The 20806-nt window shown below is 33.3% G+C and carries 23 protein-coding genes; 5 read left to right on the top strand and 18 right to left on the bottom strand.

From position 1 onward, the window contains the following. The first annotated feature begins 30 nt into the window (after positions 1-30). The gene (tkt, locus tag HA146_RS08970) at positions 31-2037 is read left to right on the top strand and encodes a transketolase (RefSeq protein ID WP_209109190.1); all 2007 of its coding nucleotides are present in this window, start codon (positions 31-33) and stop codon (positions 2035-2037) included. Positions 2038-2051: 14 nt separating this feature from the next. On the opposite strand, the gene thiC is transcribed toward tkt, so the two are convergent. The 5 genes from thiC to ruvB form a co-directional block, all read right to left on the bottom strand. Further along, positions 2052-3422: a phosphomethylpyrimidine synthase ThiC gene (gene thiC / locus HA146_RS08975; RefSeq protein WP_209109191.1), complete on the bottom strand. Its 1371-nt coding sequence runs from the start codon at positions 3420-3422 to the stop codon at positions 2052-2054. 198 nt (positions 3423-3620) lie between these two features. Further along, entirely contained in the window at positions 3621-3836 is a 216-nt protein-coding gene (locus tag HA146_RS08980) for a DUF3188 domain-containing protein (protein WP_209109192.1), read from the bottom strand. Further along, positions 3833-5017 (bottom strand): amidohydrolase, encoded by a 1185-nt coding sequence (locus HA146_RS08985; RefSeq protein WP_209109193.1) that lies wholly within the window; start codon positions 5015-5017, stop codon positions 3833-3835. The genes HA146_RS08980 and HA146_RS08985 overlap by 4 nt, the downstream gene beginning before the upstream one ends. Before the next feature lie 3 nt (positions 5018-5020). Next, entirely contained in the window at positions 5021-5809 is a 789-nt protein-coding gene (locus HA146_RS08990) for a tetratricopeptide repeat protein (RefSeq protein WP_209109194.1), read from the bottom strand. Further along, positions 5796-6854, bottom strand: coding sequence for a Holliday junction branch migration DNA helicase RuvB (gene ruvB / locus HA146_RS08995; RefSeq protein WP_209109195.1), 1059 nt, complete (start codon positions 6852-6854; stop codon positions 5796-5798). Before ruvB ends, HA146_RS08990 begins: the two co-directional genes overlap by 14 nt. 52 nt (positions 6855-6906) lie before the next feature. On the opposite strand from ruvB, the gene smpB reads away from it, so the two are divergent. Then, positions 6907-7401 carry an SsrA-binding protein SmpB gene (smpB, locus tag HA146_RS09000; protein WP_209109196.1) on the top strand — a complete coding sequence of 165 codons (495 nt, stop codon included), beginning with the start codon at positions 6907-6909 and terminating at the stop codon, positions 7399-7401. A 24-nt stretch (positions 7402-7425) separates the two neighbouring features. On the opposite strand, the gene HA146_RS09005 is transcribed toward smpB, so the two are convergent. The 6 genes from HA146_RS09005 to HA146_RS09030 all read right to left on the bottom strand — a co-directional run bounded on the left by HA146_RS09005 (position 7426) and on the right by HA146_RS09030 (position 12541). Further along, complete coding sequence (locus tag HA146_RS09005) at positions 7426-7674, bottom strand: hypothetical protein (RefSeq protein WP_011377252.1); 249 nt, start codon at positions 7672-7674, stop codon at positions 7426-7428. A 29-nt stretch (positions 7675-7703) separates the two neighbouring features. Continuing rightward, entirely contained in the window at positions 7704-9242 is a 1539-nt protein-coding gene (gene lysS / locus HA146_RS09010) for a lysine--tRNA ligase (protein ID WP_209109197.1), read from the bottom strand. Positions 9243-9290: 48 nt separating this feature from the next. Next, positions 9291-10037, bottom strand: coding sequence for a response regulator transcription factor RpaB (gene rpaB, locus HA146_RS09015; RefSeq protein ID WP_209109198.1), 747 nt, complete (start codon positions 10035-10037; stop codon positions 9291-9293). 176 nt (positions 10038-10213) lie between these two features. Continuing rightward, complete coding sequence (locus tag HA146_RS09020) at positions 10214-10735, bottom strand: hypothetical protein (RefSeq protein ID WP_209109199.1); 522 nt, start codon at positions 10733-10735, stop codon at positions 10214-10216. Beyond that, entirely contained in the window at positions 10735-11484 is a 750-nt protein-coding gene (gene mreC / locus HA146_RS09025; RefSeq protein ID WP_209109200.1) for a rod shape-determining protein MreC, read from the bottom strand. Before mreC ends, HA146_RS09020 begins: the two co-directional genes overlap by 1 nt. A gap of 4 nt (positions 11485-11488) precedes the next feature. After that, positions 11489-12541 (bottom strand): rod shape-determining protein, encoded by a 1053-nt coding sequence (locus tag HA146_RS09030; RefSeq protein WP_348535292.1) that lies wholly within the window; start codon positions 12539-12541, stop codon positions 11489-11491. Positions 12542-12673: 132 nt separating this feature from the next. Here HA146_RS09030 and HA146_RS09035 point away from each other — a divergent pair, with 132 nt between their 5' ends. Further along, on the top strand, positions 12674-13045 hold the full coding sequence (locus tag HA146_RS09035) for a single-stranded DNA-binding protein (protein ID WP_209109201.1): 372 nt from the start codon (positions 12674-12676) through the stop codon (positions 13043-13045). Here HA146_RS09035 and HA146_RS09040 read toward each other — a convergent pair. Then, positions 13042-13701 (bottom strand): DedA family protein, encoded by a 660-nt coding sequence (locus HA146_RS09040; RefSeq protein WP_209109202.1) that lies wholly within the window; start codon positions 13699-13701, stop codon positions 13042-13044. The genes HA146_RS09035 and HA146_RS09040 overlap by 4 nt on opposite strands. A gap of 2 nt (positions 13702-13703) precedes the next feature. Further along, positions 13704-15122, bottom strand: coding sequence for an adenosylhomocysteinase (ahcY, locus tag HA146_RS09045; protein ID WP_209109203.1), 1419 nt, complete (start codon positions 15120-15122; stop codon positions 13704-13706). Positions 15123-15173: 51 nt separating this feature from the next. On the opposite strand from ahcY, the gene tsaE reads away from it, so the two are divergent. Continuing rightward, positions 15174-15611, top strand: a complete 438-nt coding sequence (gene tsaE, locus HA146_RS09050; RefSeq protein WP_209109304.1) for a tRNA (adenosine(37)-N6)-threonylcarbamoyltransferase complex ATPase subunit type 1 TsaE — start codon at positions 15174-15176, stop codon at positions 15609-15611. Here tsaE and HA146_RS09055 read toward each other — a convergent pair. After that, on the bottom strand, positions 15569-16567 hold the full coding sequence (locus tag HA146_RS09055) for a carbohydrate kinase family protein (RefSeq protein WP_209109204.1): 999 nt from the start codon (positions 16565-16567) through the stop codon (positions 15569-15571). The genes tsaE and HA146_RS09055 overlap by 43 nt on opposite strands. Before the next feature lie 89 nt (positions 16568-16656). Here HA146_RS09055 and HA146_RS09060 point away from each other — a divergent pair, with 89 nt between their 5' ends. Continuing rightward, positions 16657-17571: an alpha/beta fold hydrolase gene (locus HA146_RS09060; protein WP_209109205.1), complete on the top strand. Its 915-nt coding sequence runs from the start codon at positions 16657-16659 to the stop codon at positions 17569-17571. On the opposite strand, the gene HA146_RS09065 is transcribed toward HA146_RS09060, so the two are convergent. The 4 genes from HA146_RS09065 to HA146_RS09080 all read right to left on the bottom strand — a co-directional run bounded on the left by HA146_RS09065 (position 17556) and on the right by HA146_RS09080 (position 20804). Then, on the bottom strand, positions 17556-18557 hold the full coding sequence (locus HA146_RS09065; RefSeq protein WP_209109305.1) for an RpoD/SigA family RNA polymerase sigma factor: 1002 nt from the start codon (positions 18555-18557) through the stop codon (positions 17556-17558). The genes HA146_RS09060 and HA146_RS09065 overlap by 16 nt on opposite strands. A gap of 100 nt (positions 18558-18657) precedes the next feature. Beyond that, positions 18658-20064: a magnesium transporter gene (mgtE, locus tag HA146_RS09070; RefSeq protein ID WP_209109206.1), complete on the bottom strand. Its 1407-nt coding sequence runs from the start codon at positions 20062-20064 to the stop codon at positions 18658-18660. Between the two features lie 43 nt (positions 20065-20107). Continuing rightward, positions 20108-20437 (bottom strand): CrcB family protein, encoded by a 330-nt coding sequence (locus tag HA146_RS09075; protein ID WP_209109207.1) that lies wholly within the window; start codon positions 20435-20437, stop codon positions 20108-20110. 1 nt (position 20438) lies between these two features. Then, a complete protein-coding gene (locus tag HA146_RS09080; protein ID WP_209109208.1) occupies positions 20439-20804 on the bottom strand; it encodes a FluC/FEX family fluoride channel in 366 nt (121 codons plus the stop codon). Between the last annotated feature and the right edge of the window lie 2 nt (positions 20805-20806).

Genomic DNA, 20806 nt, shown 5'->3' on the forward strand with positions numbered 1-20806 from the left:
TATATTTCCAACTTATCTTATTTTAAAACAATGGTCGCTGCATCTGTTTCATTAGAATCACTCTGTGTAAATAGTATAAGAATGCTTGCTGTAGATGCAGTAAATAAATCTAATAGTGGACATCCTGGTTTACCCATGGGGTGTGCTCCTATGGGTTATGCACTATGGCAAAACATCCTTAATCACAATCCAAATAATCCCAAATGGTTTAATAGAGATCGTTTTGTATTATCGGCTGGTCATGGCTGTATGTTGTTATATTCTTTGCTTCATCTAACAGGATATAAATCAGTTTCCATAGAAGATATTAAAGAATTTAGACAATGGGGATCGAAAACTCCTGGTCATCCAGAAACATTCGAAACAGAGGGGGTTGAAGTCACAGCTGGGCCTCTTGGAGCAGGAATTTCTAATGCAGTTGGTTTAGCAATAGCTGAAACTCACTTAGCAGCTAAATTCAATAAACCTGATTGCAATATCGTTGATCACTATACTTACGTCATAATGGGTGACGGCTGTAATCAAGAAGGTATTGCATCAGAGGCTTGCTCATTAGCTGGTCACCTCAAGCTTGGAAAATTAATTGCACTTTATGACGATAACCAAATTACAATTGATGGGCGAACCGATGTTTCTTTCACTGAAGATGTTTTAAAAAGATATGAAGCTTATGGATGGCATGTACAACATGTTGAAGATGGTAATCATGATGTTAAGGGAATAACTGAAGCTATTGAAAAAGCAAAATTAGTTACAGACAAACCTTCAATTATAAAAATCTCTACAACAATAGGTTATGGTTCGCCTAATAAATCAGACACTGCTGGAATTCATGGAGCAGCCGTTGGAGAAGAAGAAGCTACATTAACTAGAGAGTTTCTAAATTGGGAATATCCTCCATTTGAAATACCAGATGAAGTATATTCGCAATTTAGAAAATCAATAAACAAAGGCGAAAACTTAGAAAAAGAATGGGACTCTAAATTTGAAGAATATAAAAAGCAATATCCATCTGAAGGTGCCGAATTACACAGAATGTTAAAAGGCCAATTACCCGAGAATTGGGACTCAGATCTCCCTTCTTACACACCTGATGATAAAGGGTTAGCCACAAGAAAGCATTCACAAATATGTTTAGGTGCTCTAGGTCCTAACCTACCTGAATTAATTGGTGGTTCTGCAGATTTAACTCACTCTAACTACACAGATATCAAGGGGGAAACTGGATCATTCCAGCCTCATAGCCCTGAAAAAAGATATTTACATTTTGGAGTAAGAGAGCATGCAATGGCAGCAATACTTAATGGTATTGCCTATCACAATAGTGGTCTTATTCCTTATGGTGGAACCTTCCTTGTTTTCGCCGATTACATGAGAGGTTCAATGAGACTATCAGCACTCAGCGAATTAGGAGTGATCTATGTATTAACACATGATTCAATTGGAGTAGGCGAAGATGGTCCAACACATCAACCTATTGAAACTATACCTTCTCTTCGCGCCATGCCTAATATGCTAGTTTTCAGGCCAGGAGATGGGAATGAGACGAGTGGGGCTTATAAACTTGCTATTCAAAATCGCAAAAGACCTTCTGCCCTTTGTTTAAGTAGACAAGGTATGCCAAATCAAGAAAATACTTCGATTGACAAAGTTGCATTAGGAGGATACATAGTTTCTGATTGCGAGGGAACACCAGATTTAATATTTATTGGTACTGGAAGCGAACTAAATCTTTGCATTGAAGCAAGTAAGCAAATTTCAAACTTAGGTAAAAAAACTAGAGTTGTCTCTATGCCTTGCGTAGAACTATTCGAAGAACAAGAAAAATCGTATAAAGAAAGTGTTTTACCTAGTAGTGTGACGAAGAGAGTTGTAGTAGAAGCTGCCCATTCATTTGGTTGGCATAAATATACAGGTTTTGATGGGATTTGTATTACTATGGATAGTTTTGGTGCATCAGCACCAGGTGGAGAATGTATGAAGAATTTTGGATTTACCGTCGAAAACGTTGTTGATAAGACAAAGGAAATTCTATAAGGATAAATTTATAACTAAACTGAAGAATTACATTCTTCAAGTTTATCTTTTAGTTGATCAAGAGATTCATCAGAAATTTTAGAATTCATTGGACAATGTTTAGGTCCGCACATTGAACAAAATTCGGCCTTTTTAAAGATTTCATCAGGCAATGTTTCATCATGATATTGCTTTGCTCTTTCTGGATCTAAAGAAAGTTCGAATTGTTTATTCCAATCAAAGTTATACCTAGCATGACTAAGTTCGTCATCTCTATCACGAGCTCCAGCTCGATGTCTTGCTATGTCAGCAGCATGAGCAGCTATCTTGTAAGCAATTAATCCTTCTCGTACATCCTCTGCATTGGGAAGGCCTAGATGTTCTTTTGGGGTTACATAACATAACATAGATGTCCCATACCAACCAGCCATTGCTGCTCCAATGGCACTTGATATATGGTCATAACCAGGAGATATATCTGTTACTAATGGGCCAAGAACATAAAAAGGAGCTTCTGAACATTCCTCCATTTGCTTTCTCACATTAAACTCAATTTGATCCATAGGTACATGACCAGGACCCTCAACCATAACTTGAACATTATGTTCCCATGCTCTTCGAGTAAGCTCTCCTAAGGTCTTCAATTCAGATAGCTGTGCATCATCAGAAGCATCATGCAAACATCCAGGCCTAAGTGAATCTCCTAGAGAAAAAGTACAATCATATTTCTTGAAAATCTCGCAAATATCATCAAACCTAGTATAAAGAGGATTTTGCTTAAAATGATGTAACATCCATTGAGCTAAAATACCTCCCCCTCTACTTACAATTCCAGTAATTCTTCCTTTGACTTTTGGCAAATGCTCTATTAATAATCCAGCATGAATAGTTTGATAATCGACGCCCTGCTTGCAATGTTTTTCAATAATATGAAGAAAATCGTCTTCAGTGAGTCTATCTATCGAGCCATGTACACTTTCTAAAGCTTGATAAACAGGAACTGTTCCTATCGGAACAGGAGATTCATGAATGATTGCTTGCCTAACTTCATCTAAATTTACTCCCCCGGTAGAAAGATCCATAACCGTATCAGCCCCATATTTAACGGCCAGCTTAAGCTTCTCTACTTCTTCATTGATATCACTTGCATTAGGGGAAGCACCAATATTTGCATTAACTTTACATCTAGAAGCAATACCTATGGACATTGGCTGAAGATTCAAATGATTGATATTAGCTGGAATAATTAATCTTCCTCTTGCCACTTCTTCCATTATTAAAGAAGCAGGTAGATTTTCTTTTTTAGCAACAAAATCCATTTCTTCAGTGATACATCCGTTCCTCGCAAAATTCATCTGAGTTACATTGTCTTTTCCAAGGCGAGGTTTAATCCAAGTACTTCTCATAACTTATAAATTTTTAAAAGTGTTATTACTAAAGTTTGATCAAATTTCCACTTCCCTGTATCAGGATTAATGATTCAGGTTCAAAGGGTATGATCTCAGCTAAGTAAAATTTCTTAGCACCCCTAGTATTTATTTTATTAATAGCTCTTTTCTAAAAAATAGTCATCACATATTGAGTAAAAATAAATAAAATATTTTTTATTTAACTTTCTGATAAGACTTTATCTTTTTTAAGATATTTTTTCTATCCAATTTTCTTCTTACATCTTTCTCCAAAATAATTGAGATCCCCATTAAGCCAATAGGCAAATAAAAAATCTTCTTAGCATTGTCCTTTAATATTAAGCCAACAGCGGACATAATGATCATGAAAGGAGCAACACAAGACAAAATAAATCCTTTATTAATTTTCATTTTTCACCTGTATTAATTATTTCATTGCTTAATTTTACAATGGATTCTGTTATAACTTTGATTCCTACTGCAATAGCTCGTTCGTCTGGATCAAATTTGGAACTGTGTAGGGGAGCACATCCATTTGAGCTAGAAACACCAAGCCTAAACATAGCTCCAGGGATCTCATTCAAGAACTCAGCGAAATCTTCAGCACCTAATGATGGTTTTTGTAATTCGATAACATTTTCTTGACCTAAAACCTTAATTCCCGAGTCTCTGAGGACTCTATTAATTTCAGAATTATTATTAACTGGTGGAGTAATTTCTCTAAAAATTACTTTTGCATCGGCTCCGCAACTATTAGCTAAAGAAGAGATATTTTCATTGAGCCAATTACCTATATTCTTAAATAATTTAAGATTTGTGCATCTAACCGTACCAATTAAATTAACCTTTTCGGCAAGGACATTGAATGCAGTGCCACCATTAATTTTACCAAAAGTTATTACTACAGGATCTAAAGGATCTAACTTCCGTGTTATTAATTCTTGAATTCCTGAGATAACTTTAGAGGCCACCCAAATAGCATCAACCCCTTCATGAGGTCGAGCACCATGACCTGATTTCCCTTTAATCTCTACCTTGAGTTCTCCAGCGGCTGCAGTTAAACTTCCCTCTCTAATCCCAATAGTGCCAACAGATAAATCGGGGTAGACATGAACGCCCAGAATATTAGTTAAACCATCAGTTGCTCCATCTTTAATCATCCATCTAGCTCCACTTGCAATTTCTTCAGCGGGCTGAAAAATTATCCTAGTCCCAAAATTAAGTTGTAAATCCTTAACAATTTTTGCTACACCCAACCCAATCGATATATGCAAATCGTGACCACACGCATGCATAACACCATCTACTTTTGATGAAAAACTTAATTTAGTTTCCTCAAATATTGGCAACGCATCCATATCCACTCTTAAGCCTATAATACCTTTATCTAAGGGGCCAAAATCAGCTATAACTCCAGTTCTGCCTATAGATTCTTTGACATTCCAACCAATATTTTTTAAAAAACCACTTATCAAAATAGCTGTTTGATTTTCAAGTCCACTTAATTCCGGATGTGCATGGATATGTCTTCTTAAATTAATTAATTCATCATTAAACGAATCAATTTGTTTTGAAAACTGATCTCTATTCATTACTTATTTTAAATCGATAAAGTTCATTAGATGTTTAGTTGGTTTTGGAGGCCATCTTCTTACTTTTTTTAACCATTCCTCATCACTATACCTAGGATCTAATTCAGTTACTGCAATCCAATTACTCTCTGCCTTACCAGATTCTCCCTTGGACCAATTCAAAGCTGTTAAAGCTGCCCTAGCATCTGCAAAAGTTGGATAACGTCTAATTAATTTTTTTAATTCTTTTTCAGATTCATCAATATTCCCTAACTGGAAATCTACTAAAGCCATACTTGACCTTGCCATAGCAAATCCAGGATTATATAAAGCAGCTTTTGAAAATAAATCTCTTGCTGTTTCCCATTCTGATGTAGAACCTGCAACATTAGCTAAATTATATAATGCTGAGGAATTTTGACTATCTTGAGAAATCACAAACAAATAATCTTTTTTTGCTTGCGACCATAGACCTAATGATTCCTCGGCTATACCTCTGTTAATGTAAGGATCTATTTCACTAGGATTTAAACTTATTGCCTGATTTTGGTCATCTATTGCCCCCTCTACATCTCCAATGACAAGTCTTACATTTCCTCTATTGCTCAAACCTGCAGCATCATCAGGAAACAAATCCAAATAGCGATTCCATTCTTGTAAAGCGAGATTAAATTTTCCGCCTGAACTTAAAGCTAATGCATTTTCAAACAAATCCTCTCTCGAAGATAATGAATAGCATGGAGCAATATACAAAATATTGACAAAAACAAAAATTAATAAAAGACAAACCTTAACTTTTTTAAAAGTTATCATTTTTTGAATCAATGTACTTTTTCCCTAAAGCAGTAAGCAATCTTCCTCTAGGAGTTCTTGTGATAAAACCAATTTGGATTAGATACGGCTCGACTACAAATTCTAACATTGAAGAATCATCACCCAATCCTGCTGCTATTGAATCGAGACCAGTTGGAATATTATTGTTTTGGTTTAAAAAAGACAAATATTGCCTATCTAAAGAATCCAATCCTTTTTCGTCTATTTGGTAAGAATTTAAAGCTTTTTTTATTAAATTCACTGAGATAACATTAGTGTTTTTAACAACTTGCGCGTAATCTCGAACTCGTCTTAATAATCTCAAAGCAATTCTTGGAGTCCCTCTAGAGATCTTGGCTAAATTATAAGATGCTTCATCATCTAAATTAAGGTTTATTAATCCGGAGAAATTAAAGATTATTTGTTTTAATTCATCATATGTATAAAATTCAATTTTCTGAGACATACCAAATCTATCTCTTAGGGGGGCACTTATAGAAGCTAATTTAGTTGTCGCGCCAATCAGAGTAAACCTGGGAAGATTAATTGTTCTACAACGTGCTCCTCTATTAGCTCCCATAGTTAAATCTAGTCTAAAATCCTCCATTGCAGAATATAACAACTCTTCAGTTAACCTATTTAAGCGATGTATCTCATCGATAAATAAAACATCACCTTCTTTTAATCCAAGCAGTAACCCTACAATATCTCTAGGCCTTTCAATTGCGGGTGCAGTAGCTACCCTACATTTTGTATTCATTTCATGGGCTATCAGAAAAGCTAGGGTAGTCTTACCTAAACCAGGTTGTCCATATATAAGAATATGTTCCAAAGGTTCTTTCCTATAAATTGAAGCATCTATAGCTATTCTTAAAGAAGACTTAAGTTGTTCTTGGCCAATAAAGTCTTGTAAAGTAAGAGGTCTAGCTAAGTTCAGATTATTATTTCTTTTTTCTTCTGGAATAATTTTTGAATCAACTATCCTAAGCTCTTTTTTACTAAGAGAAAAGTCATTATCGCCTATATTGGAGGAAATTATTGCCATAATGAAAGGTTAATTGCAATTGTTCTGAGTAGAAAGATTTTTTACAACTAAAATGGCAAAAAATTCAAACAAAGTTCAAGAAAATCATAAAAAAGAAAATAATTTTAAACGTCTAGCTGAGAATAGATATGCAAAATTTCAATATGCAATATCTGAAACAATCGAAGCTGGAATTGAACTTTTAGGTACTGAAGTAAAGTCTATTAGAAACGGAAAAGCAAATTTAAGAGATGGGTACTGTTCATTCAGAGATGGTGAGATTTTATTGTTGAATGTTCACATTTCACCACACAAAAATGTGGGGTCTTTTTTTAATCATGATCCATTAAGAAATAGAAAGTTACTACTACATAAAAAAGAAATAATCAAACTTAAATCTAATACTGAAAAAAGAGGAATGACTATTGTTCCATTATCTCTTTATTTAAAAGGCTCATGGATAAAAATCAAAATTGGAGTAGGTAAAGGCAAAAAATTACATGACAAACGACAAGATGAAAAACAAAAAAGTATGAAAAAAGAAATCAACTCTGCACTAAAAAGATAAGAATATTATTCAGACTTGTTGAAACTATGAGTCTAGACTTACTGAACTTGGAGGAGGGGAAGGATCAGGATCTGCAATTAACATATGCTGTAAAACAGTTTCAGGCCTCTCGCTATCTCTCCAGCGAATTTTATAAGCAGGCATTTTTGTTCCTCTGCTTGTAGTTTGCTCTACTGGTTCAATAACCCATCCTCTTCTTGATCGGCCTTGAGGATTTCTTTTAACTACTGCATCCGCATGCTTGAAACGGAAACCAACACGTTCACCACTCATTTAAAAAATTTCGTATTGGATTAATTTATTTATTTTACTTCATTCAAGGGTGATTTTTCATTTTTATTAGAAGTTATTTCTGGTTTTAATAATGGGAAAGGGATTACATCTCTTATTGATGGACTATTAGTAATTAGCATAATAAGTCTATCAATGCCTATACCTAATCCTCCAGTTGGAGGCATGCCAATCTCTAAAGCATTCAAAAAATCTTCATCTATACAATGTGCCTCAAAATCTCCTTTATCCCTTAGAGATTGCTGTAATTGCATTCTTTCTCTTTGATCTACTGGATCTATCAACTCACTAAAAGCATTTGCCAGCTCTCGACCAGCAATGAATAATTCGAATCTCTGAACCATTTCTTTATTATCAAGATGAGGCCTAGCTAAAGGAGAGATTTCAACAGGATAATCGATCACAAAAGTAGGTTCTATAAGTTCTGACTCTACTTTTTGCTCGAAGACCTCATTTAGAAGTCTTCCCATAGTATTTGTTTTAGTAGAACATCCAACATTTATACTTTTAACGGCTTGTTTTGCTTCTTGAAAGTCTCCACTGAAAGAATCAAAATCAATCCCTGTATATTTTTTGACTATATCTTTCATAGATATTCTTAACCAAGGTTTAGAAAAATCAATTTCGTTATTTTGATAATTTATAACTAAAGAGCCACATGCATCAGCTACGATATCTTTTATAAGTTCTTCTGTTAAATCCATCATATCGACATAGTTAGAAAAAGCTTGATATATTTCAACTGAGGTAAATTCAGGATTATGCTTTGTGCTTATCCCCTCATTACGGAAAATTCTTCCCAATTCATAAACTTTCTCAAATCCTCCAACAACCATTCTTTTTAAATGTAATTCAGTAGCTATTCTTAGATACAGCGGAATATCTAACGTATTATGGTGAGTAATAAATGGTCTTGCTTCAGCACCACCAGCTTCAGATTGCAGAATTGGAGTCTCTATCTCTAAAAAATTTCTATTATCTAGCCATTTTCTTATAAAACTTATACATTTTGCTCTTGTTTTAAATACAGTTTTAGAGTGCGGATTCACTATTAAATCTAGATAACGTTGTCTATATCTTTTTTCAATATCAGTCAATCCATGCCATTTATCGGGTAACGGCTGTAATGATTTTGATAACATTTCCCATTTTTCTACTTTAATTGAAAGCTCACCTTTATTAGTTTTTTTAATAGTTCCGTAAACGCCTATCCAATCACCAATATCTACTATTTCCTTAATATCTTCAAAAGAAAGTAATTTTTGATTTTCTAAATTGCAATTAATAATCCTTTTTTCTAAATACAGTTGAATCTGATCTTCTTGATCGCTTATTGTAAAAAAGGCAATTTTACCCATTACCCTTTTTGCCATCACTCTACCAGCAATAGAGACACTGAAATCTTCCTCTTGACCATTTTCTAAAAAATCAAATTCTTGAATAAGAAATTTAGTAGTGTGGGAAACTCTAAAACTTTCTGCGTAAGAAGCAAATCCTTTACTAACTAGTAAATTTGCTTTTTGAAGGCGGGCATCTCTTATTTCAGACAAAATTTACTTTAATATTTGTTTTATTTAATAAAATTATCAGACTAAGGATCAACTTGCCAAAGATGTTGCTGTTTCACCAACTCTCTGAGATGCATAACCTATCCCTCTAACAGTTAATATTAATTCTGGATTTCTTGGATCTGGTTCCAATTTACCTCTTAGTCTTGCGACATAAACATCTACAACTCTTAAATCTGCAGCTCTCCTAGGAGGATAACCCCATAGTTGTTCTAAAATTTCAGCTCGTGGAACAACTTTACCAGGCTCGTCAAATAATAATTCTAGAAGGCTAAATTCAGTATAAGTTAGACTAATTCTTTCACCAGCTCTAGATACTTGTCTTCTATTAGTATCAACCACTAAAGTGCCAAATTTCATAACTCCTTTACCAGATGGAACCTCTTTGGTTTCAGCAACCGACACAGTAGGGCCCATTCTTCTTAAAATAGTAGCTATCCTCGCTTCTAACTCTTTTGGACTAAAGGGTTTTGATAAGTAATCATCAGCTCCTAAATCCAAACCTGCAACCCTCTCAGAAATCGCCTCAAGTGCAGTTAAAAATATTATTGGAACCACTGATTCAGCCCTAATTCTTCGGCAAACTGCAAAGCCATCCATTTTTGGGAGCATAACATCAAGAACTATCAAGTCTGGTGAATCTCTATGAAAAGATTCAAGAGCCTCTTCACCGTTAGTGGCGGAAAAAACTTGATATCCTGCTAATTGAAGTCTTGTAACTAATACCTTCAAAACTGCTGGTTCATCATCAACAACTAAAATTCTTGCTTTTGACATAGTTAAAAAAGATTTCCAGATATTTCAAAGCAAAGAATTATTGCATTGAATTTTCATTCTAACAATTAAAAATATAACATTACGAAGCCTCAAAGAGATATTCAATAGATTTAAAAACGATTTTAAATAATTTCATGATATGCATTTTTCGAACACTTTTTACTTCTCTGCGAAATTTATTTTTGTAATTTTCTCCTTGAATATTTAAAGATTCTCAAAAGTTTAGAGCAAATTAAAGGAGCCAAGAAACCTGTAAGAAAAACTTCAGCTAGGATATTTTGAAAACTGGTGACATAAAATAAAAAAGGAATATCTGAAAAATTTTTAAACAAAATCTGCAAAAAATAAAGCGTCCCGCATAAAAAACTTCCAAAAGCACAAATTAAACCATACCTAAAATGTCCTACGAAAATATCACTATGTAATTTAATTCTCCCAAAAAAAAATCCACATAAAATTAAACCTGGAATTTGAGTAAAATTACTATCTAGAGTTAAAGAATCTAAAATTAGACCTAAAAACAAACCAAATATTACTCCATTAATCGATCCATTAATCATTGACCAAGGCAACAACCAAAATAAAGGCCAATATGGCTGAACACCTAAAAATCCTAGCCAATTAGGATGCCATAAAAAAATAATTGGGATAAAAATAAAGAAAATTATAGACAATTTTTTTATAAAAAATTTTTTCATTAAATTTTTACTTTTAAAATTTGTACCCAATCAATTGCGTGAGGTTTTGCCAAAAGTGATATTGTTGCCGTTTTTATTGCTTTAAATGGCTCATCTACAGATTGGACAACACCAATAGGGATATTTGGAGGTAATAAAGTACTAGCAGGAGAAGACGAAACGAAATCTCCTGCTTTTATATCAGCATCTTTTGAATAAAGTATTAAGCGAGGATAATCATCTCCTAAACCGACCAGTAATCCATTAATTTGAGCTCTGTCAACCCATACTCCTACCTTACTTTCTGGTGAGGTTAATAATCTTACCGTCGAAGTAAATAAAGAAGTATCGTTTACTCTTCCTAATAATCCACCAGGACCAATAACAGTACTGCCAATTTGCACTCCATCTTTTGAACCTTTGTTTATTATTATTTGTCTCCACCAACTACCTGTTTTTCTCGAAATAACTGCAGCTGAAACATTATCATTATTAGATGATTCTCGCAGAGATAAAATTTTCCGTAATCTTATATTATCCTTTTTAAGAAGATTTAAGTTTATTAAATATTCTTGGTCTATACTCTTAAGAATAACTTCTTTTTGAAATTGACCAGGCCAAAAAGGCTTTGAAATGAAATAATAAAAATCCTTATAAATAGATCCTTTTGATATCCTTACAAAAACTAAAAATAAAAAAATTCCAAAGATTATCCAGTTTTTCTTTTTATGCCACCAACGACTAGTAGAAATTCGTCGGATATCTAACATAGTATTAATCTCTTATCGCGTTCCTTATAAACTCTGGAGTATCAACAACTCTTTTAAGTGTTTTAAAATCATCCAACACCTGCCCACAACCATTAACTACGCATAGCAGTGGGTTTTCTGCTATGTGAGTAAAAATTCCCGTTTCATCGCTCAATAAATCATTAATGCCTCTTACTAAAGCTCCACCTCCTGCAAGCATAATTCCCCTATCAACAATATCTGCCGCAAGTTCAGGGGGGGTTCTCTCTAAAGTTCTTTTTACAGCTTCAACTATTTTGCTGAGTGTATCAGCCATGGCCTCTCTGATTTCTCCTGATGTCAAGGTTACTGACCTAGGTAAACCAGATAAAAGATGTAAACCTCTAACTTCTAAAGTAGTTTTATCAAAATCATCATCTGGAAATGCAGATCCAATTTTGATCTTAATATCTTCTGCAGTTCTCTCTCCAACAACTAAATTATGAACTTTTTTAAGATATAAGGCAATTGATTCATTTATTTCGTCGCCAGCTATTCGCACAGATTCACTTAATACAGTTCCACCCAAACTTAATACTGCAACCTCGGTAGTCCCACCACCAATATCAACAATCATGGTTCCAATTGGCTCAGTTACTGGTAATGATGCTCCAATTGCTGCTGCAACAGGTTCATCAATTAAGTAAACTTCTCTAGCTCCAGCTAATCCAGCTTCTCTTACTGCTCTTCGCTCAACACTGGTCACTCCACTTGGAATACCAATAACTATTCTTGGAGCTACTATACCCTTACCTTCGTTACATTTCTGAATAAATGTTTTTATCATTTGCTCTGCCGCATCAAAATCTGCGATAACCCCATCTCTTAGTGGTCTTACAGCTCTTATATTGCCAGGTGTTCTTCCAAGCATTAACTTTGCTTCTTTACCAACAGCCAATGGAACACCTTCCTCTAAATCTATTGCTACCACTGAAGGCTCTTGTAAAACAACTCCCTTCCCTGATACATGTATAAGAGTATTGGCAGTTCCCAAATCTATGCCAATATCTCTAGAAAATTTAAATCTGTTAAAAATCACAATAAGAATTCTTTTTTTAAATAATATATCTATTTTTTGCTAAGCTCTCAAAATTCTCTCGTTTAGTTATGAATAGCACGCAAAACTTTGAGCAGAAACTAAAAAAATGAGTAGTATTAAAAAAAAATAATTATGGAAATTAACACTATCAACCTTGTTGGCAGAGCTGGTAGAGAACCAGATGTAAGATATTTCGAATCTGGTAGTATCGTAGCTAATTTCACTCTTGCAGTGAACAGAAGAAGCAGAGATGAAGAGCCAGACTGGTTTAATTTAGAAATATGGGGTAAACAAGCCCAAGTAGCAGCAGACTACGTTAAAAAAGGATCTTTAATTGGAGTTACAGGAAGCTTTAAAATTGATAGTTGGAAAGATAAAAATACTGGTGAAGACAGATACAAACCAGTTATTAGAGTTGATAGATTAAACTTGCTAAGCTCTCGAAAAGAGTCTGAAAATAACCAATACTCTAACAACAGTAATTCTAGTGAAATACCTTTTTAGGCTTTAATTTTTTTAATAAATCTAATAAGTATTTTTATTAAAAAATATAAAAAAATTAAAATTAAAATTGGCTTCACAACATATTTGATTTGATCTAAATAAGTTTCAATGATTGGATAATTTTCACCAAATAAATAACCTGCATAAGTAAGAAGTGCTACCCATATCAGGCTCCCAAATGTAGTCCAAATCAAAAATTTTCTTAATGGCATAAGTTCTATGCCAGCGGGAACTGAAATCAAAGTTCTTATACCTGGTACTAATCTGCCCCAAAAAACTAAAGAAACCCCGTATTTATCAAACCACCTTTTACTTTTACTTAAATCATTAGAAGAAATACCCAAATATTTTCCTTTTTTATCTAGAAAATTTGAAAGTCTTTTTTCATTTACTAATCTACCTAAATAGTACCAAGGCAATGATCCTAAAATAGTTCCAAGCAATCCCCAAAAAACTAAAATATAGAAATTTAATTTTTGTTGATAAACGAAAAAACCTCCTAATGGCATTATTATTTCCGAAGGAATTGGAGGTATTATGTTTTCTAAAAACATAGCCAAACAAATAGTGAGGTATGCAATTATTGAATTCTTTTCAACAGCCAAACTAATATAGTCGGGGATTGAAGTAAGAAAATTTACAAAAATTAAACTCAAACTTAGTATCTATAGAGTTCTGGTTTATAAGGTCCTTCAACAGAGACATTAATGTAGTCAGCCTGTTCTTTAGTTAATTGTGTTAATTTTGCACCAATTTTATCAAGATGTAATCTAGCTACCATTTCATCTAAATGTTTTGGTAAAACATAAACCTCCTTAGCATATTTTTCTGACTTATTGAAAAGTTCAATTTGAGCTAGTACTTGATTAGTAAAAGAATTACTCATAACAAAACTTGGATGTCCAGTGGCACAACCTAAGTTAACTAATCTACCTTCGGCTAAAAGGATTATTTTATTGCCACTCGGCAAAGTTATGTGATCAACCTGCGGCTTAATATTGTCCCATGGATAATCTTTCAAGGAAGCCACATCAATTTCATTATCGAAATGGCCGATATTACAAACTATGGCCTCATCTTTCATCTTAACGAGATTTTCGTTTGTAATTACCTGATAGTTCCCAGTTGCCGTAACAAATATATCTATATCTTCCACAACATCGTCTAACGTAACAACGCTAAAACCTTCCATTGCCGCTTGAAGAGCACAAATTGGATCAACTTCAGCAACTTTTACAATTGCACCAAGACCTCTTAATGACTGTGCTGAACCTTTACCTACATCTCCAAAACCCATCACTAAAGCGACCTTCCCAGCAATCATCACATCAGTGGCACGCTTTATGCTGTCAACTAGAGATTCTCGGCACCCATATAAATTATCAAATTTGCTCTTAGTTACTGAATCATTAACGTTGATAGCAGGGAAAGGTAAAGCATTTTGCTTTTGCAGTTGATAAAGTCTTGCAACTCCAGTTGTAGTTTCTTCAGTGACACCAATAATGTTACTTTTAATTCTAGAATAGAAGTAACTATCATTTGACAACTTAGACTTAATAGAATTGAATAAAGCAATTTCTTCTTCATTACCGGGATTATCTAAGACAGATAAATCTTTTTCCGCTTTACTACCGAGTATCAATAAACCAGTTGCATCTCCCCCATCATCAAGAATCATATTTGGAGAGTCTGAACCCCAATCAAGAATATAGTGGGTATATTGCCAATATTCATCAAGAGTCTCACCTTTTTTTGCATATACAGCAATTCCTTTATCTGCGATAGCTGCAGCCGCATGATCTTGAGTTGAAAAAATATTGCATGAAGCCCATTTCACTTCTGCACCAAGTTCAACAAGAGTTTCTATTAAGACTGCCGTCTGAATAGTCATATGTAAACTTCCAGCTATTTTTGCACCTTTGAGTGGCTTTTCAGATTGATATTTATCTCTAAGTGCCATTAATCCAGGCATTTCTGTTTCGGCAATTTTAATTTCTTTACGACCAAAATCTGATAAAGAGATATCGGCAATTACATAACTTGGTATTGAGTTTTTAACTGAATTTGAGATAACCATTTCTAGTAAATACTTTTTCTATTAAACTATAAATGATTTTTGAGTAATTTTGTGTTTGTTGAGAATTTAAAAGAGACTTTAAATTTAGGAAAAAAACTCTCACACAAATTAAATCCCCAATCAATTGTTTTATTACAGGGTCCAATAGGTGCTGGGAAAACTTCATTTGTGCAAGGGATTGCTCAAGGCTTAACAATCTCTGAAGACATTACAAGCCCTACATTTGCTTTATCACATCACTATAACTCCGGAAAAATTCCACTAATTCACCTTGATTTATACAGATTAGAAAATGTTTCTTCAGCAAAAGAAGTTTTTTTTTCAGAAGAAGAAGAGGCAATACAAAGACAAGCTATTTTAGTTATTGAATGGCCAGAATTAATAGAACCAGTTATTGATAATTTCTGGAAAATAGAAATTAGTTACGCAAAAAATTATGGAAGAAACTACGAAATACGAGATCCCAAAAATTTATTAACCTTCTCATAATATGGCTGTTGCTCGATAGCACCTTCACCAAGACAAGTTAATAATCCACAAACACCTGCGAACTTAATGCAATCTTCTATCTCTAGTTCATTTGAAGGATAGCCAGAAGCAATAAATTGTGAAATTAAGCCAGCTAAAAAAGCATCGCCTGCGCCAGTTGTATCAACAATTTTTTTTGAAGTAGGAGTTTCAGTAATTCCCTGCAATCCATTGATATACCATGCAACGGGATTTTTTCCATCAGTTATTATTACATCTGGTCTATTAGACAATTGTTGAGATATTATCAAGGGATTTTCATCCTCAAAAAACAAAGTTGCTTCTTCTTTAGCAAGTTTTAAGACATTTGCATGATTTAAAAATTTCTTGATTAAATTAACTCTCTCGGCTTTACTAATTTCTGATGAAAAACTTGAGTGATCCCAAAAGACCTCTCTCCAATTCAAATCAATAACTATTTTGACTTCAAATTTTTTAGCCTGTTCAAGAAGAAAAAAAATAGTCTCTGCTGATATTGGAGATGATAATAAGATCGTTCCCATAACTAAATATTTTGTTTCTAGAAAAGATTTCTCCAAATTTAAAATTTCTTTTTCTATGAATTTCTTACTAAGAACTTCGTCTGCAAAGCGTGAATGAGAACTTTCCTCAAAGCCTGAAAAAAAACGATCTCCAAATTGATCTCTATCTACATTAACCACGCGAGTAGATGAATCATTATCTAATTGCAAAAAATCTAAATTAACCTCCAATTCATTAAATTGCGTGATAAATTTTTTTCCATAATCATCACTACCCAAACTTCCTATAAATGTTGAATCTATTTTTAATTTTCTTAATGCACAAGCAACATTAGCCGGCGCACCTCCCAAAAAATCTGTAAATCCTTGATTTGACTTATTTCTGATTCTGTCTATTAAAGCCTCTCCAATACATATCACCTTTTTCTTTTTCATAAAATGAACGCTTTTTCATAGTTAAGAATAATTTATTAAAAACGAATAATTTTTTTTTGAATTAAAGTTTAATCAAAAGCATATTCATAGTGTCCTTAAATAAATCTGAAACTTGGAAGTGGAAAAATTGGGAAATTTCTTGGTCTTTATCAAAAGAATCTACTTCTGAAAAAAATATTAAAATTTTATTAGTTCATGGATTTGGGGCATCAAAAAACCATTGGAGACATAATCAAGATTTTCTCGGTAAATTTTCTAACTGCTACGCAATTGACTTATTAGGATTTGGAAAAAGCAGTCAGCCTAATGCTTTATTAAATTACGAACCTGACAAAGAAAACTCAATTAAATATTCATTTAACTTATGGGGTAATCAAATATCAACATTTTGTGAAGAGGTAATAAAATCTCCTGTTTACTTGGTAGGGAACTCAATTGGTGGTGTTATTGCATTAAAAGCTGCTGAAATCCTCAAAGATAATTGCAAAGGTGTCATTTTGATTGATTGTGCACAAAGAACTATGGATGATAAACGTTTAAAAAAAAGTGATATCTTAATGAATCTACTGAGACCCGTCCTTAAAACGATAGTCAGACAAAGAATAATCAGCAATACACTTTTCACAAGAGCTGCTAATCCAAAAGTTATAAAGAAAATACTTGAACAAGCTTACCCCTCAGGAAAAAATATCGATGAGGAATTAATTGAAATACTATATCAACCCTCTAAAAGGACAAACTCTAAAGAAGCATTTCGTGGTTTTATTAACTTATTTGACGACTATCTTGCTACAGACCTTTTCGACAAAGTTGGTACTCCAATCCAATTAATTTGGGGAGAAAAAGATCCTTGGGAATCATTAAGTGAAGCAAAAGAGTGGAAGAAAAAGTTCAGTAATATTAAAAGATTAGATATTATTAAAGGTGCTGGCCATTGTCCTCATGATGAAGAACCTGAAGAAACAAATACATTAATATGTGAATTTCTTCAGGAAACAAAATAAGCTTCTACATTTTCACTAAGTCTTCTCAAACCTCTTAATCCATCTCGTTCTAAATTTCTTACTCGATCTCTACTGATCCCAAGTACCCTCCCTATTCCTGTAAGAGACATTGGCTCATCACCATCCATCCCGTATCTCATTCTTAAAACTCTACATTGCAAATCTGGTAATTGATGCAAAAGAGAATGAAGATCGCCTCTCATACAATCCATCTCTATTTGTTCGTCTGGCAAATCCTCACCGCCTGCTAATAAATCTAGTAATACAGTATCTTCACCATCACCAACTTTTGTTTCAAGACTAACTGGTTGCCCAGCTTTGCACATTAAATCTTTAACATCTTCTTCAGGAAGCTCTACGTATTTTGCAAGTTCACTTACTGTTGGAGTTCTAGACATTTCTTGACTCAACTCTCTTTGACCTTTTTTAAGCTTATTCAACATTTCAGTTATGTGAATTGGTAGCCTGATTGCCCTACTTTTTTCAGCAATTGCTCTAGTAATACCCTGTCTAATCCACCAGTATGCATATGTTGAAAACTTGTAGCCTCTAGCTGGATCAAATTTTTCAACTCCTCTTACCAAACCTATTGTTCCCTCCTGTATTAAATCTAATAATTCCATATTTCTTTTAGTATATTTTTTTGCAACACTTACTACCAACCTTAAATTAGCTGCAACCATTCTTTCTTTCGCCCTCTGTCCAGCTCTCAATCTTTTTTTTATTATGGAAATAGATAAGTTTAATTTGTTTGATAATTCCTCAATACTTGGCTTTTCTCCTGTTAATTCAATAATTTCCAATTCTGCTCTTTCTACTTGCATATATTCTTGGACCTGCCTACCAAGAGTAATTTCTTGCTCGTGAGATAATAGCGGGACTCTACCTATATCCCTCAAATAAGATCTAACAAGGTCGACATCGTTAGCAGCTTTTAAACTTGATATTGTGACTAATTTATTCTCACTTAATGTTTCAGTAGACATGAAAGTTGAATGTTGTTTTGTAAACAATACCATTAAGAAATGTAAAGTTAAACAAAAAAATCCACATTTTTACAAAAATGAGAATAAATACCTACTAAATTTAGATTAAAGAAGAGCTTAATAACCATTTTGCAGTACTTAGATAAATAAATACACCTGCAATATCAGTTACGGTAGTTATGAAAGGAGAGGACATTAGGGCTGGATCTAACCTCATTCTGTCAAACATTAAAGGGAGGATAGCACCTGTAGTCGCAGCTAAAGTCGTTATAGATATTAAACTTATTCCTACCGCAGAGGCTATTAAAGGACCCTGCCCTTGCCACCAAGCGAAAGGGAAAACTACTAGCATCATCAAAACACCTAAAAGAGCGCCTGTAATTGCCTCCTTAACTACTGCTTTAATAGCACCAAGAGACTTCAACTTTTGAGTACTTAAACCTCTAATGATAACCGTTGAACTTTGAGCGCCAACATTGCCCCCAGTACCTATAAGCAGCGGAATGAATGCAGCTAGTAAAACTATTTCTTTTAAGATTTGATCATTCATCGCTATAACTTTTGTCGTCAAACCATTTGCCAAAACCAAAATTAACAACCACAAAATTCTTCGTCGAGCTATCGTAAACAAACTACTTTGAAAATAATCATCTTCATCTCCAGGTTGAACTGCCCCTGCCGCATAAATATCTCTTGTTGCTTCTTGCTCTATAACGTCAATTAAATCATCGACAGTTACTATCCCAACGAGTCTTTTTTCTTTATCAACAACTGGGAGTGCTAGAAAATCATATCTTTGTATTGCTCTTGCGACCTCTTCTTGATTCGTATTCGTAGAAATATTAACCACATCTCTTGTCATAACATCCCCAATTGGCTTAGAAGGATCAGCAGTTACAAGGTCCCTTAAAGAAAGTATCCCTGTCAAATGTCTTTCTTTGTCCGTAACGTATAAGCTATAAATTGTTTCTGTGAATGGAGCCCTTTTTCTAACTAAAGAAAGAGCCTCAGCTGCTGTTTGCATCTCTTTAAGGTCTATGAATTCAGTTGTCATTAATCTTCCAGCAGTTTCCGGCTCATATCCAAGTAATTCAGCTGTGACTTTCCTTTCACCTGGACTCAGAGCAGACAAAAATTTTCGTACAACTTTTGCAGGTAATTCATCAAAAAGTTGAACCCTATCATCAGGCGACATTTTCTCAACGATTTCTAAAACTTCTCCTGAACGAAGCCTTTCTAATAAAGTTTGCTGAACTATTGGATCTAAATATTCATAAACCTCAATTGCCTCATTTTTCTTTAACAATCGAAATGCTAATGCCTGCAATATTAATGGAAGGCTTCCAATAGCATCTGCAATATCAACAGGTTGGGAAGGTTCTAAAAGTAATTTTGCCTCATCATAATTTCCTGCTACTAGCAATTCTTCAAGTTGAATCGTAATATTTTCTCGAGTACTTAAATCAGAAGATAAGGCTGTAACCGTTTCAAGATTATTTTCATTCATTGATATAATCCCTTTTCAAAGTAACAACACCATTATATGAAATTTAAGTAATTTTTCTACTTATCCAGAACCCAAAATACATTGTGAATAAATTTACGATAATGATTAAATTAAGAAACATTATAAATTTTATCCAATCTCCTTGATTAAAAATTTTGTACAAAAAATATATAAATCCGCTAAAGGATGTAAAGCAAGAAAAAAAACCACTTAATAAAATTTTTTCGCTTGAATAACTTAATTTTTTACTGACAATAAAACCAACGAAAAAAGATCCTAGAATTGAAATAATAAAGTTATTATTTATAGATAATCTTAAAAAAGTACCTACATAACAAGCTAAAAGAATATAAAAAAAACTTTTTATTTTCATGTTAAAATAATTGAATAATTAAGTAACCCAAATAAAAGAAAAAGAAAGAAAAAAATATTACTTCGATATAATGAAAAAATAATATTAGGAATTTCCTCTTCTTCAATAGAATAAATAGTTGATATATAAAAGAGGAAAATGTACTAAAACATCCTAAAAAACCGGTATAAAATAAAAATAATATATCGTTATTAATAAAATTTACTGCTACTAAAATTCCTAAAAAAAATGATGATATAAAATTCACTATTGAAGTATTTTGAATATCAAAACCTATGCTTTTTTTTAAATTATTTTGTATAAATATTCTCAGTATTAATCCAAAAGTACTACCAATTAAAATAATACCTATTGAACTAAAATCCAAAA

The organism is Prochlorococcus marinus CUG1416 (assembly GCF_017695965.1).
Lineage (GTDB): Bacteria > Cyanobacteriota > Cyanobacteriia > PCC-6307 > Cyanobiaceae > Prochlorococcus_A.

Bases quoted from the DNA above. Each gene is read 5' to 3' on its own strand.
- tkt (WP_209109190.1), top strand. From the start codon at position 31: ATGGTCGCTGCATCTGTTTCATTAGAATCACTCTGTGTAAATAGTATA.
- thiC (WP_209109191.1), bottom strand. From the start codon at position 3,422: ATGAGAAGTACTTGGATTAAACCTCGCCTTGGAAAAGACAATGTAACT.
- HA146_RS08980 (WP_209109192.1), bottom strand. From the start codon at position 3,836: ATGAAAATTAATAAAGGATTTATTTTGTCTTGTGTTGCTCCTTTCATG.
- HA146_RS08985 (WP_209109193.1), bottom strand. From the start codon at position 5,017: ATGAATAGAGATCAGTTTTCAAAACAAATTGATTCGTTTAATGATGAA.
- HA146_RS08990 (WP_209109194.1), bottom strand. From the start codon at position 5,809: ATGATAACTTTTAAAAAAGTTAAGGTTTGTCTTTTATTAATTTTTGTT.
- ruvB (WP_209109195.1), bottom strand. From the start codon at position 6,854: ATGGCAATAATTTCCTCCAATATAGGCGATAATGACTTTTCTCTTAGT.
- smpB (WP_209109196.1), top strand. From the start codon at position 6,907: ATGGCAAAAAATTCAAACAAAGTTCAAGAAAATCATAAAAAAGAAAAT.
- HA146_RS09005 (WP_011377252.1), bottom strand. From the start codon at position 7,674: ATGAGTGGTGAACGTGTTGGTTTCCGTTTCAAGCATGCGGATGCAGTA.
- rpaB (WP_209109198.1), bottom strand. From the start codon at position 10,037: ATGTCAAAAGCAAGAATTTTAGTTGTTGATGATGAACCAGCAGTTTTG.
- HA146_RS09020 (WP_209109199.1), bottom strand. From the start codon at position 10,735: ATGAAAAAATTTTTTATAAAAAAATTGTCTATAATTTTCTTTATTTTT.
- mreC (WP_209109200.1), bottom strand. From the start codon at position 11,484: ATGTTAGATATCCGACGAATTTCTACTAGTCGTTGGTGGCATAAAAAG.
- HA146_RS09035 (WP_209109201.1), top strand. From the start codon at position 12,674: ATGGAAATTAACACTATCAACCTTGTTGGCAGAGCTGGTAGAGAACCA.
- ahcY (WP_209109203.1), bottom strand. From the start codon at position 15,122: ATGGTTATCTCAAATTCAGTTAAAAACTCAATACCAAGTTATGTAATT.
- HA146_RS09055 (WP_209109204.1), bottom strand. From the start codon at position 16,567: ATGAAAAAGAAAAAGGTGATATGTATTGGAGAGGCTTTAATAGACAGA.
- HA146_RS09065 (WP_209109305.1), bottom strand. From the start codon at position 18,557: ATGTCTACTGAAACATTAAGTGAGAATAAATTAGTCACAATATCAAGT.
- mgtE (WP_209109206.1), bottom strand. From the start codon at position 20,064: ATGAATGAAAATAATCTTGAAACGGTTACAGCCTTATCTTCTGATTTA.
- HA146_RS09075 (WP_209109207.1), bottom strand. From the start codon at position 20,437: ATGAAAATAAAAAGTTTTTTTTATATTCTTTTAGCTTGTTATGTAGGT.